The organism is Enterococcus sp. C46, from assembly GCF_040887565.1.
GTDB classification, from domain to species: Bacteria; Bacillota; Bacilli; order Lactobacillales; family Enterococcaceae; genus Enterococcus_B; species Enterococcus_B lactis.
The window spans coordinates 60393-74294 of sequence record NZ_JBFOGA010000010.1 but is presented as its reverse complement, the minus strand read 5'-3'; the positions used below and the strand labels follow the sequence as shown (position 1 = coordinate 74294).

Here is a 13902-nt window from a genome sequence, read left to right as displayed (position 1 = left end):
CGATTTCGTTTTTCGAAATCTTTCAGCAACTCATTTATTATAACTTGTCGTTTGTTATTTGTCAAGAACTTTTTTGAAGTTTTTTTCGATAGAATCAAGCTTCACAAGCTGTTCTTTTTTAACGACTCAGTTATCTTATCACGTCTAAAAACATGTGTCAACTCTTTTTTGGAAATTTCACAAAATGTTTCAATCAGATGCGACAACGTTGTTTAATATATCATTAAAAAAAATAAAGGTCAAGCTAAAATAATATTTTAGCTTGACCTTATTATAATTTCAACGATTGTCAAAAGTATTGTTTGCAACTGTGTTCCCTGTTTCTATTGATAGAATACAGCTTTCGAAACATAAGTTTTGAACTGCTTCGATTCGTCCAAATTCTTTTGCAGTTATTGTACAATGAGTAAAGCAGACATCTTCTATAGTTTTTTCAGGAAATGCTACCAAGTCAAAAGCCCGGGAAGGAAGTGGATAGCCTGGAGAAAGACTTGCCTGTACATTTTTGACATGTATGTTTCTGACTTTTGTCATTTGTTTTGATTCAGGTATTTCTTCAGCCACTGCTTGCCAGCTTTCTGGCATTCGTTCAAGATCATTGCTATTTTTTCTATTATATTCATTATGCCAGTCCATTATCCAAGAAAACGGAAATTGTACATCCATCATATTCAGGTTTTCTACCCTGATATTTTCAATCACTCCCCCTCTTTCTCTTGAAGATTTCATTCGAATACCACAGTCTGACTGAAAAAAATCGATATCGTGAATATACACATCACTAACTCCAGCACTAACTTCGCTACCAATAGTTACACCGTAACCTGAACGAATGTTACATCTCGCAATCTCGATTCTTGATGATTTTCGATTGACTCTTGCACCGTTACCGTCCCTGCCAGATTTAATAGCGATACAATCATCACCACAGGCCAAATCACATTCATAGATACGCACATCTGTTGAAGAATCAATATCAATCCCATCTGTACTTGGCCCATCATTATGACGGATGATTATTTTTTCTACTAATACATCGTTAGAATAAGTGATTTGCAGGTTCCAAAAACCTGATTTTTGAAAAATCAAATCACGAATGACAACATGTTCTGCATGATACAGTAAACACGCCCGCGGACGCTTAATAGCATAATCTGCAATCCAACGCAGTCCCTTTCGATCATATTCAGCTCTTGTTCCGCTTTTTTGGTCTTTCCCCCAATATAGTTCCCACCAATGCTCTCCTTGACCGTCGATTATTCCTTTTCCTTCTATAAGAATATCTTTTGCTGAGAGAACATTCAAAATCGCTGCTGGCCATTTCATTTCTACTCCAGCAACTCGTGTATCAATCTCTGGAAATGCTTCGATCTCTGTTTTTCCCTTGAGAACAGCCCCTTCTTCGAAAATGAGATGGCTCTTATCTTTTAAAAAAAGTGCGCCGACTAAATAAATACCTTTTGGAATAAATACGGGCGAGTGTTCTTTTGCACCTTGATTGATTGCCTTTTGCAGCATTACTGTATCATCTTGTTGAATGTCGTTTGTTTTAAAGTCTAAAGCATTGATGAACTCTTTTTTTGTCTGCAACACTTTTCTCCTTATCTTTCATTGATTTTTTTTAATTCTTCACCAATAAACACAGTTTTCGAACGATTCAGCGGATACCCTACTAATAAAATGATTGCGGATACAAATAAACAGAATGCTGGTAGCAAGTTTGCCATTGTATAAATTCTTTCTTGTACTAAAACTGATTGGATGGCTCCACCTGTTGTAGACGATTGGTAACCAATGAGTGCTAGCATAAATCCTCCGACTGCTCCTGCGCATGCTTGTCCTACTTTTCTCGCAAAAGAATTCACTCCGTATACTGTTCCATCTTCTCTTAAGCCTGTCTTATATTGATGATAGTCAATCACGTCAGTAATGAATGCCCAGACCATCAAATTGAATAAACCAGATCCTAAAGTAGCAATAAATAAAAGAATCAGATATACCCATGCATTTGTTATATGAAGGAAATACATCAGCAAGTACATACATGAAGAAGCGAGTAACGCAAATACGCTTGCTTCCTTTTTACCAAATAATTTTGTCAGCTTTGTAGCAAATGGTGCTAAAACTACTACTGTTCCGTAAGTAAATAAAAGAGCGACAGACATTGCTTGTTTATTATGGAAGTAATCATTAAATAAATAAGTCATATTCGTCCCAGCTAAAATCTGATTGATCACAATGAAAATGTCAACAATGACTAAAATAATCAGTGCTCGGTTAGCTAACAAACCTTTTACCAACTGAGAAGCAGACACTTTTTCGTTTTTGACAACTCTTACTCGTTCAGTAGTCAATTTACAAGTCAGCATGTATGCGACAAATGCAATTGCCGCACATCCGATGGAAATCCAAAAGAAATGATTCCCCGAAACGACTTGCTGCCCACTCTTGTTATGGGTGTACATCAAAATCGGGATAAAGAACCCTGTAGTTGACCCGCCAATCGCAGAACCAATGCTTCGGAATGTGGATAACGAGGTGCGGTCATTAGGATTTGAACTAATGGCTGCTGCCATTGCTCCGTAAGGGATATTGATGGTTGACAGAAAAATACCATAAACAATATATGAAACAAAAATATATGCAACCTTCACCGTCATTGGAAGATGTTGGACGAATGGTAAAAACAAAATGACTGTCACTAAGCAAAATGGATATTTCATTTTTCTGATCCAAGGAATAAATCGACCAGTTTCTGTTAACTCTGAGACATCGCATAATCTTCCAACCATCACATCAGCAAACGCATCCAAAATTCTTGAAATCAAGAATAACGTACCTACGATTGCTCCTGAAACACCAAGAACATTCGTATAATAAATCATCAAGAAACTATTGACCAAACCTAAAATAAAACAGTTACCTAAATCACCGAACATGTAGCCTATCTTATCGGAAATCCCAAATTCCTTTTTTTCTTTTTTTACTGTATTTGCTGTAACAGCATTTTGTGAAAGCATTTGAATTCCTCCTACCTCTTCTAGTAAACGTTTTCAAAATTATAACTCTTTTTTTCTTGTTTTGATATTCACAATATTGACATTTTATTGCATTATCTTGACAGAGAAAAAACAAAAATACGTTTAAAAACATTGTCAGAAAAGGGAATTAATATTATTTTCATAGTATCATAGATAAACGAAAAGATTCACTAACTAGCAAAAACAAGTTAGTGAATCTCTATTTATTAGAGAGATAGATCATTCATGATCTTTTCCATCATACTTAAAAAATTCAAAGTCAGCATAACTTCCTCTTTTTCTATTTAAATCATGTACGACTATCCCGATAAAATTCCCCGTAAATCCACCTGAGAGTATACACATGTTTTTTTGTAGACCTACTTCCTTCCATTCTTCAGATGGTGTGTCTTTCAAATAAAACTGTGCTGTCTCTTTCTTTACGGCTACTTTCAAGAAAGTCTTCTTTTCTGTGAGCGGAATCCTCCACTCTTCTATTTGTGCAACTCCGTTTTCTGATTCTATCATACGAAGACATTTTCCCTTGTTTTCATCCCAAGTAACATAGCAATAAATATAATTGGATTCGTTTAGGTACAATACCAGTCCAGCCATCTGATTAAAATTATTAGGTGTATATTCAAATGCTGTCTCCGCATCAAAAGTAAAATCCGTTTGCCGAATAGCTAATAAGTGATGGCCAAAGGTAGATTGAAGAGATTCACCGGCAATCAGTCGTAAAAAACCAGGTCTAGTTTTTGTATCACACCAATCAGCCCTTGGCAAAATACGTCTGGCATTCCAGTTCTTTTTTAGCTCTCCTTCGAATGTATCCATAAACTGATACGCTCTTTCTTGTTGTACCTCTTCATTCGTCTCAATCATTATTTCTTCCATCGGAGCTGTCTGGCTATCTTTTAGTCTTAACCAATCGTCGGACGTCCAATACACTTCTTGGATAGCGGTTTCTCTTCCCAAAATAGCCGCACCGTTTAATGGTCTGGTACAAAGATATGTCATGTACCATTTTCCTGACGGGGTTTGTACTAAGCTCCCATGTCCTGTACACTGCAATGTAGAAGCAGGTTTGTCACTAGCTGTCAGCATAGGAAAACCAGGATCAAGCTCGTAAGGACCAATAATATTCTTTGCTCGGCAGACTGTGACTGAATGTCCTCTTCCTGTACCTCCTTCTGCCGTCATCAAATAATAATACCCGTTACGAAAATACAAATGCGGTGCCTCCGTTTTCGCTAATTCTGTACCTGCAAATATTTTATAGATGGGACCATCAAGCTTCTTCTTCTCTGCATCATACTCTTGCAATACGATACCGCTGGACTTATTCGGTGTGTCCAGACGATAATCCCATAATTCATTGACAAGCCATTTTTTTCCTGTTTCCAAATCATGAAACAAAGAAGGATCAAAGCCGTTACTATTTAAATAAATCGGTTCGGACCAAGGTCCTGTGATCTCAGATGCAGTAATCAAGTAATTGTGGACATCTTTAAACGGACGGCCTGCACTTTTGACATCTGTGTAAACAAGATAGAACAATCCATCAGCATAACTGATTTGCGGTGCCCATATGCTTCCGTTTGTAGGATTTCCTTGCAAAGATACTTGAGTGGTCAAAATATCCGATGTATGTGACCAATTGACTAAATTTTTCGACTCATATACTCGAATTCCTGGAAGCCATTCAAAAGAGGAGACAATAATGTAATATCGGTCTTTCGCTCTTAAAATATTAGGATCTGGATTGAACCCTCTCAAAATAGGATTTTTTACTTTGATAGTCTGCATGATTCAGGCTTCCTTTCTTATTCTTACTCGATACAAACTGAATGCCCCAGCGGCAAAATAAAAAAATGCAAAAGGAAACGCAATAAACTGAGTGCCGACCAACAATATAACACCTGTTATAAAATACAAGCCAGTGGCAGTTGTTAAGTATTTTCCTTTAGCCGTCAAAAATAGTGCTACTGCTAAAAAAGCAAGTGAAATAAACAATTCAACGGCAAACAGACCAGTCATGTCCTGTAATAGCTCAAATGTATTTTCTAAAGACAAAGATGGATGATCGACAGCAAGCGACTGATAACTTTTTTTAAACTCTGACGCAGACATATTACTTAAAGTAACTGCTAACCCGCCAAAGAAAATCAGAGATAGGCTGCCACCGATCATTCCTAGCAATAGTTCCCATTTTCTTTTCATTTCAGAACCCCCTGCTTTTCTAAATGGATCCATTCAGGTCTTTTGATTGGTGTTTCATAATTGTTATTTCGTTCAGAGAATTTGGCAGTCTGTTCATTTTTCTTGTCATCCCAATTATCCCAACCAGTTGGGTGAACATGCCCACCTATCTTACATGCTTCAAACACGACATTTGCATACGGACGCCACGGTCTTCCTAAATAGACGTTTCTAGTATCAGGCTCTGCAGTCAAGGTACAGCTTTCAAAACGATACCCTGATTTTTGTTTTTTTGGCGTAGATGCTGCTGTGATATATCCAGGATTTTTACTGGCTAAGCTATGGATACGGCACTGGCGAAAAATTGCATCTGCCCCACCAAATATGAAATCCACCGTTCCTTCAATCCAGCAATATTCATAGGTCTGACGACAATAATCAGGATTGACAGAAGCCGGTGTACAAAAAGGTGTACCATCTTTTTGCAAGTCAGGCAACGGACCCGTGCATAAAGTATCCTGATAACCAGTTAGTCGACAGTTTTTTAACAACACGCGATCTCCTGAATTGAATAAAGCAACAGCTTGACCTACTTTTTCTCCTGGACCTGCTGTATTTTCGATGTGAAGATTTTCTAATACGACATTCGATCCTTCTAAGAAGAAAGTAGCACTTCGGAAAGTCCCTAACTGGCTACCGTCAAGATACTCCTGTTTTGCAAAACGATTACCGGAGATCACTACTGTTCCTGTTCCCACAAGTTTAAAATTGGATAATCTGCTTTCTATATATTCATCATATCTTCCTTCTTTTACTATCAAGACCTTTGGATGGCTATCCGGCAGGTCTGCCAAATAATCGATTCCTTCTTGGATAGTTTCAAAATCCGTCGGGGTATCTATAGAATTTTTTCCAATTATCAGTTTGTCTTTCATCCTCATAAATGCTCCTTTATGAATTGTTTCCAAATGTTTCTCATTTCTTGTGTTTCCATATGACCGCCTGTTAAAGAAAAAGAAGAAAAGTTTTCTGGACTACCCATTGATTGATACTTTTTGTCCAGCCCTTTTCTCAGCTTCAGTACGCCTTCGTCCAAGCACATCGTATCGTTTTTTCCAACTAAGCTAAGACGAGGGCGCGGAGCGATTTTTTCTTGGATTGCTAACGTTGTATAAGCTGTCAGTAGGTTTGGCACATAGTAATAAAACCCATGATGATCTAGGCGACGATGTAGCAAAAGTGTTTCGATGTCCACCTGTGCTGCTAGATCAATACAAACTTTGACACGAGAATCCAATGCCGCCACCCACCAGCTTAATAAGCCTCCCATAGAAAGACCAATCGTTGCAATCCGTTGAGTATCTGTGTCTTCCCTTGTCTCCAAATAATCGATCAAGCTGATCACATCATAAATACGCATTCCCCATAACGTTTTTCCTGTTAATAAAAATTGTTTGAACAACTCACTTTCGGAAATACCTCCGCGTTCTTCAAATCCCCAAGCATCAATCGACCAAACAGCATATCCCATTCCCGTCAGTACTTCTGCAAAAGATGGAGAAGCTAAGTAAGGAGCACCATGGATCAATTCACTTTTCCCGACTGAAAAATCTCCGCCGTGAGAATGCAGGTAAAGGACCGTCGGAAACGGTCCTTCTTTCTCCGGATAAGCATAAAGTGCTGGTACTGTTTCCAATTCATTTAAGTACAGTTGATAATATTCAAGCATAAACCCATTTTGTTTTTCTCTGTATAATCGCTTTCCACTAGGAGTAAGTCTGCTAGATGGATCACCTAAAAAGTCATTCAACTGCATAAGCAAAGTTTTTACGAACAACCAGCTCATCCATATTTTCCGATTGAGTTGACCGGAATTTCTCAATACTTATTTCTTTCGTATTTTCTAATAGAAATGCTGGTCCTTCATGATTCTCAATCGTCATTTGATTAAAGGTAACCTTATCCGCAAAACCAATGTAAAGTCCTTGCTTGCTCATTTCCTCTATCCCTGTCATCATAGCAGGGACACCGGGAACTGCATCTTGGGCCATTGAAACATCAATATTATCAAATGTGATTTCTTGTATAAACTGTTCTGCTAATCCATAAATAAATCCTGCAGAAGCATGGACATTCCTTGCCGTGATATTCGAAAAATGGATCCTTCTGAATGCTGGTGTCCGCTCATCTATCGGATAAGCCGTTTTTTCCCATACATATGGTTCTTTTCCTCGCGGACCGCAGAAATAATAAAGATTCAGTATAAATGGACACATAACATTATCCATGACTATATTGGATACTCGAATGTCTTCAACGATCCCGCCTCGACCTCGTCTAGATTTCAATCGTATTCCTCGATCAGTTTCTTGGAAGATACAATTTGAAATGGTAATATTACGTATACTACCACTCATTTCACTTCCTAACACGACCCCTCCGTGTCCATGGACCATCGTACAATTTGTGATCGTGATATTTTCACAAGCAATCCTTTCGTACGTATCTTCAGTCCCTGCTTTGATTGCGATACAGTCATCTCCCACGTCAATATGGCAATTACTAATACGCACATTTTTGCAGGATTCTGGATCGATTCCGTCTGTATTTGGTGAATCTGCTGGGTTCAAAATCGTCAAGTTGTCAAACGTCGCGTTGCTACAAAGAATTGGGTTGATCGTCCAGCTTGGTGACTGGATCAGTTTGATATCTTTCACAGTGATTCGATGGCAGTTATGGAAACTCATCAATTTAGGACGAGGATAAGCCAGATTATCTGGTTCGTTTCGGAAAGTATGCCACCATTTTTTTCCATTTCCATCTAATGTACCAAAACCAGTGACAGAGATGTTCTCTACATTTTGAGCATAGATACAGGAAGCATAGACTTTTCGATGGACTCCTTCCCAACGTGAATGAACAATAGGATAATCTTTTGGATCGTCAGAGAATTTCAAAACCGCCCCTGCGCTCAAATGAAGTTCTACATTGCTTTTTAAAAATAAAGCCCCTGTTAAAAATTCACCTGCTGGCACAACTACGGTCCCGCCTCCTGCGCTTGCTGCTGCATCAATCGCTTGTTGTATTGCTTCAGTATTCAATTCATCAATTGATGCGCCAAATGTCAAAATATCATACATATTTATAATGCCTCCACTTCGATTAATGCTTGCAAGAATGCACCGACACCTTTTTGATCATTACAAATAATCGGCTCACTGATGTAGTAAGCGTATGAACCATCTCGTTGTTCTGCTCCGCCTAACCCTGCTACTTGACAGTTTTTGTTCAAGTTCAACCAGCCTTCTTTTGTTTCAAGAACAAATTCATCGAGTAGTCCTTGATGAGATTTTTTCACTTGCGGCAGCCACTCTTCTTTGTTCAGCAAGCCTAAGCGTATCCCTTTAGCCATTGCGTAAACAAACATACTGCTGCCAGAAGCTTCCAGATAATTTCCTTTCCGTTTTGTTTCTGTTGTTACTTGATACCATGTCCCACTGTTTTCTTCTTGATACGGAAGTAGTGCGGTCAATGTCTTTTCTAAAATTTCCTTCAGCAAAGAACAATCCGTTTCCGCATGAAGCAATTCATAGGTATCTGCCGCAGCCATCAGATACCAGCCAATCGATCGACTCCAGAAATGATGAGATAAACCTGTTTCTGGGTCAGCCCATGGTTGGACTTTCTTTTCATCCCATGCATGGATTAATAAATTTGTTTTTGGATCGAATAAATGTTTATAGCTGATTTCAAACTGTCTCAAGACATCTTGGTAATCTTTTTCTTCACTAAAATTCTGGATAAATTCAGCATAAAATGGTGAGCCCATATATAATCCATCTAACCAAATTTGATAAGGATAAATTTCTTTATGCCAAAAAGCCCCTTCGGATGTACGCGGATGGTTTGCCAACTGCTGGGAAAGGAGTTCTGCTGCTTTTTTATATTTTTCTTCGCCTGTTTCTTTGTACAATAAAAAGAAAAGCTTTCCGGTATTTACATGGTCGATATTGTATTCTTCAACGCTGTAGCCACGGATTGTTCCATCTTCTTGCACGAAATAGTCGATATTGTCTTTTATGAAATCAAAATAAATTTTTTCTTGGGTTTGTTCCCAAAGTAATTGGAACCCTTTAAGTACGACGCCATAGTCATAAGACCATTTTCCTTTATACCACTTTTCTTCATATAAGCGAGGTGTTCTTTCCATGATGCTTTTTGCTAATTTCTTTGACCAGTTTTCCATTATTTACTCTCCTTTAAAAGTTAAAATAGGATTTGGGACAAATACCAAGAAGTATTTGTCCCAATCATCTATACTATTGTGCGGCTTTGTAAGCTTCCTCGTACTCTTGTGTGATTCGGTCGCCACCTTGTGCTTTCCAGTCTTCTACAGCTTTCTTGAATCCGTCTTCGTCAAGCTGTCCCATGATGTATTGCACTGTAGCATCAATAACGATTTTTTCGATTTCCGACCCTACTTCATTGTTCGTTGCAGAATCCAATGGTACAGAAGGATCCATTACAGCGAATTCTTCGTTTTCTTTGATCAATTGATTCGACAATTCTTTTTCAGGATCTGCATCTTTGAAAGAGAACGTCACTTCACTAGGGCGAGAACTTGATAGCGGTTGCACTTCTTGTTGCCAAAGGTCCATATCGATAAATTCAATAGAACCATCATCATTCAATTCATAATGTGTTCCCTCAATACCACCAGTCATCAATTTATACATATCTTCTTCTAGAAGATCATCAACAAATTGCAGTAATTTCTTCAATTGTGCTTCGTCTTTTACTTGTGATTTAGGGAATGCTAACAAACCACCAATACCATTTCCTTCTGACCAAACATGATAACCGCCGCCTTCACCATCTGAAATCTTGTTTACAGGGACTAATTCCATATCATCTTGAATACCTTGTCCCATTGTCTTCAGGTTCTTGATATCCACCATCCCAGTGTAGATTCCTGTTTTTCCTTGTGCAAATTGTTCTTGCTGGTCAGTCTTTTGAGTAACCGCAAAATCTTGTGCCAAATAGCCATTCTCAAATAGATCTCTTGAGAAGTTCAACGCTTTCATGTATTCTTCTGTATCAAATTCTGGAGTAAATTTGCCATTATCATCTACAGCCCAGCCATTCGGTGCTCCAAAATAAGAAGTGAACAGCTTAAAGCTGGTATAACGAATATCACTAGGCGCACGATCACCAAAACCAACTGTATCATCCACACCATTTCCATCTGGATCGTTTTCTGTAAATTGTTTAGCTACTTCGTAAAGTTCATCCATCGTAGTTGGAACATCTAATCCAAGATTATCCAACCAGTCTTTTCGAATGACTAAACCAGCACGAGCATAGTCCTTTTGCATTGGCACACCATACAATGCTCCGTCGATACTTGCAGCTTCGATTCTATCCTCAGAGATTTGGCTTAAGTTTTTATAGTCTTTTAAATATTCCGATACATCCCAGAATACGCCTGATTTCAACGCACTTCGGACAGAAGAGTTTTTCAGCATAGCAATTTGAAGTGTAACGATATCTCCTAGTTCGTCAGAAGCCAATGCAGTTGTCAGTCTTTCTTCTTTTGAAGCATCAGGAATCCAATTGAATGTAAGTTCCGTATCGGTTTTTTCTTCTATTAGATTCACGATTGTGTCAGTTGGTGGGGAAGCATGGTGTAAAATATTCAACCAAGTGATTTTGGTTTTCCCATCTTCTGTTTCTGAAGAACTGTTGTTTGAACTGTTGCCACATGCGGCAAGTGCTAAAATTCCTGCAAAACTAAGACCTAATTTTACGAGCGTTGCTTTTTTCATAAATTTTCTCCTTCACTGTTTTAATGATATTTTTGTTTTCTTCTGTTTTTTCTGTATATGAGTTCTTCCATTCCAAATGGCAAAATATAGAATTTGCTGTCCACGTGACTGCGGAAAAGAAGAGACTGCCACCGATAAAGGTTAAAACACCTGGCATTGTTTGGATGATCATCAGGTAAATACCCACCAGACTTAGTATTAATACTAATGAATAATGAAGATGAGAGAATCCGAACAAAAATGCCATTTTCATTTTGAAAAAATATCCTTTCCAATCATAATGTGCCATAATTGGAAAAATATAGAGTGCTGAGAGCAAATACAAGAACGCAGCAATATACAAAGCGATTCTAAGATACCAATTGTGTATGAAAGAAAGATCCACAAGTAAAACAACTCCGATGACGCCGTATATCCAGCTCATCAGCAAGGTTTCACGATAGTTTTCTTTAAAATATGAGAAGTACGTTTTCGTCAAAGGAAATGTTTCTTTTGTGCGCAGCCATTTTCTAATCACTGCAACCATTGCATAAGATGCAGGACCAAAAGTAAAAACCCCCAGACCTGCAATGACTAAACCACCCCACAGAAAATTCAAATAAACCAACTGTAAAATACGATTTAGCCTTCCATTTATTTTATCTAATGACTGCAGCATGTCTTTTCCTCTCTTTCTAAATTAGTAAACGCCGTCTTCTCCTAGCTTTTTGGCGATCTTGTTAGCTAAAATTACCATGAATAATCCTACGACCCCTTTAAACAATCCCATTGCTGTACTGAAACTTAATTGTCCATTCTTCAATCCAGCTGTATAAATGTAGGTGTCGAAAATTTCTGCAACACTTCGATTCAATGAATTCAATAACAAGTACATATGCTCGAAACCTAAGTCCAGTGTCTGACCGATTTTTAGAATCAGCAAGGTAATGATTACTGGACGAATCGCCGGCAATGTAACATGCCATGTTTTTCTCAAGCGTCCTGCGCCATCCATTTCAGCTGCTTCATATAACTGTGTATCTACTGCAGTGATTGCTGAAAGGTAGATGATTGTAGACCAGCCCAACTCTTTCCAGATTACTTGTCCAATATAGACTGTTCGTGTCCACTCAGGAGATGTCAGAAAACTGATTTTTTCGAATCCCATCGTTGCAAGGAATTCATTCAATACCCCTCCGTCAACGTTCAAAAATACATAAGTAATCGAAACGATGATTACCCATGACATGAAATGAGGGATATAAATGATCGTTTGAATCCCACTTTTCAGTCGCTTGTTCGTTACTTCGTTTAATAGTAGGGACAAAATAATTGGCATCGGAAAAAACACGAAGATATTTAACCCGAACAAGATCAAAGTATTCCTTAATAAAGTAAAGAAAGTCGGCTCTGTAAACAAACGAATGAAATGTTTGAATCCCACCCAAGGACTGCCCATTATCCCTAAAAATGGTTGATAATCTTGAAAAGCAATAACGAGCCCTCCCATAGGAAGATACCTAAAGATCAGGAAATAAAGGACCCCCGGCAGAATCATCACGTATAAAAATTTATTCGTTTTGATTCCTGCAATTATTTTTTTTCGTCTTCTGAGCTTTTCTTCTTTTTTCGATAGCGTCAGTTGAAATGGTTCTTGTTTCTTTACACTTTCCATAAGCCCCTCCTTAGTTTTATGAATGTTTGCTGCTTATGACTTTATGATAGATAACTATCCGAATTACGTATATAATCATTTTTATCGCACTTAAAAACGCTTACACGACAATGATTTTTATACTCGCAAAATATAAAAGTGTATTTCTTCACAAACAAGATACGCCTAGTAACTATTCTATTTTTTTCTATCTGGCACTTAACGTAGGAAATGATTATATACGTAATCTTTCACCGATGATAAATTGAATACATAGAAACAGAACATTTAATTTATTTTGAGGAGGAGCCTATCTATATGAAAAAGAGAGTCTCTATAGGAGAAAGAAGTTTTACATTTTTCAACAATACGTTTCTGATCTTGCTAGCTTTGATCTGTATCGTGCCTTTTTTAAATATCATCGCTACATCTTTCGCTTCTACACAAGAAGTCGTCGCGAAAAAATTTATCCTTTTCCCTACTACCTTTTCTCTAGACGCGTATCGCTATATTCTATCTACGCCAACTATTTTTAGAGCACTTGCTGTTTCGATTGGCGTTACCGGGGTTGGAACGATCGTCAGCATGTGCGCAACTTCACTGATGGCATACGGGCTTTCCAGAAAGTACTTGTTTGGTCGAGGATTCGTCAACTTTCTTGTTGTATTTTCTATGTTGTTCAGCGGGGGAATGATTCCCACATTCTTGGTTGTTCGTTCTCTGGGACTGGTCAATTCTTATTGGGCAATGATCTTACCTGTAGCTGTTAATGCAATGAACATGATCATTATGAGAAACTTTTTCCAAGCCTTGCCGGATAGTTTGGAAGAATCGGCAAAAATGGATGGTTGCACAGATTTTGGTGTATTTTTCAAAATCATGCTACCATTAGCGTTACCGTCTATTGCTACTATCTCACTTTTTTATGCTGTTACTTACTGGAACACTTATATGACCGCTATTTTGTATATCAACGATTCATCTAAATGGCCGATACAGATCCTTTTACGTCAGATCGTCATTGTATCAAGCGGGATGCAAGCAGAAAGTAGTGCCGTTGATGTGATTCCACCAGCACAAACAGTTAAAATGGCTGTTATCGTTATTGCCACAGTCCCTATGCTGATTGCTTATCCTTTTGTTCAGAAATACTTTGTCAAAGGCGCACTCGTAGGTTCTGTTAAAGGTTGATTGTGTATGGGACATAAAATGGAGGTTGTGA

General features: G+C 38.1%; 12 protein-coding genes. 1 reads left to right on the top strand and 11 read right to left on the bottom strand.

The window, feature by feature from the left end; genetic code table 11:
* Window positions 1–279 precede the first annotated feature (279 nt).
* The 11 genes from AB3I27_RS12455 to AB3I27_RS12405 form a co-directional block, all read right to left on the bottom strand.
* On the bottom strand, window positions 280–1590 hold the full coding sequence (locus AB3I27_RS12455) for a glycoside hydrolase family 28 protein (RefSeq protein ID WP_002335426.1): 1311 nt from the start codon (window positions 1588–1590) through the stop codon (window positions 280–282).
* 11 nt (window positions 1591–1601) lie between these two features.
* Window positions 1602–3020 (bottom strand): MFS transporter, encoded by a 1419-nt coding sequence (locus AB3I27_RS12450; protein WP_002345675.1) that lies wholly within the window; start codon window positions 3018–3020, stop codon window positions 1602–1604.
* A gap of 240 nt (window positions 3021–3260) precedes the next feature.
* On the bottom strand, window positions 3261–4829 hold the full coding sequence (locus AB3I27_RS12445; RefSeq protein WP_002310863.1) for a glycoside hydrolase family 43 protein: 1569 nt from the start codon (window positions 4827–4829) through the stop codon (window positions 3261–3263).
* A 3-nt stretch (window positions 4830–4832) separates the two neighbouring features.
* A complete protein-coding gene (locus tag AB3I27_RS12440) occupies window positions 4833–5243 on the bottom strand; it encodes a DUF4064 domain-containing protein (RefSeq protein WP_104760366.1) in 411 nt (136 codons plus the stop codon).
* Window positions 5240–6163: a pectinesterase family protein gene (locus tag AB3I27_RS12435; RefSeq protein WP_002310860.1), complete on the bottom strand. Its 924-nt coding sequence runs from the start codon at window positions 6161–6163 to the stop codon at window positions 5240–5242. The genes AB3I27_RS12440 and AB3I27_RS12435 overlap by 4 nt, the downstream gene beginning before the upstream one ends.
* A complete protein-coding gene (locus AB3I27_RS12430; protein WP_002316991.1) occupies window positions 6160–7038 on the bottom strand; it encodes a dienelactone hydrolase family protein in 879 nt (292 codons plus the stop codon). The genes AB3I27_RS12435 and AB3I27_RS12430 overlap by 4 nt, the downstream gene beginning before the upstream one ends.
* Window positions 7025–8362, bottom strand: coding sequence for a glycoside hydrolase family 28 protein (locus tag AB3I27_RS12425; RefSeq protein WP_104760367.1), 1338 nt, complete (start codon window positions 8360–8362; stop codon window positions 7025–7027). Before AB3I27_RS12425 ends, AB3I27_RS12430 begins: the two co-directional genes overlap by 14 nt.
* Before the next feature lie 2 nt (window positions 8363–8364).
* Entirely contained in the window at window positions 8365–9468 is a 1104-nt protein-coding gene (locus AB3I27_RS12420) for a glycoside hydrolase family 105 protein (protein ID WP_002310857.1), read from the bottom strand.
* Between the two features lie 73 nt (window positions 9469–9541).
* Window positions 9542–11047, bottom strand: coding sequence for an extracellular solute-binding protein (locus AB3I27_RS12415; protein WP_002310856.1), 1506 nt, complete (start codon window positions 11045–11047; stop codon window positions 9542–9544).
* Window positions 11013–11705 (bottom strand): YesL family protein, encoded by a 693-nt coding sequence (locus AB3I27_RS12410; protein ID WP_002316990.1) that lies wholly within the window; start codon window positions 11703–11705, stop codon window positions 11013–11015. The genes AB3I27_RS12415 and AB3I27_RS12410 overlap by 35 nt, the downstream gene beginning before the upstream one ends.
* A 21-nt stretch (window positions 11706–11726) precedes the next feature.
* Window positions 11727–12701, bottom strand: coding sequence for a sugar ABC transporter permease (locus AB3I27_RS12405; protein WP_002320509.1), 975 nt, complete (start codon window positions 12699–12701; stop codon window positions 11727–11729).
* Window positions 12702–12998: 297 nt separating this feature from the next.
* On the opposite strand from AB3I27_RS12405, the gene AB3I27_RS12400 reads away from it, so the two are divergent.
* The gene (locus tag AB3I27_RS12400) at window positions 12999–13871 is read left to right on the top strand and encodes a carbohydrate ABC transporter permease (protein WP_002310853.1); all 873 of its coding nucleotides are present in this window, start codon (window positions 12999–13001) and stop codon (window positions 13869–13871) included.
* Window positions 13872–13902 lie beyond the last annotated feature (31 nt).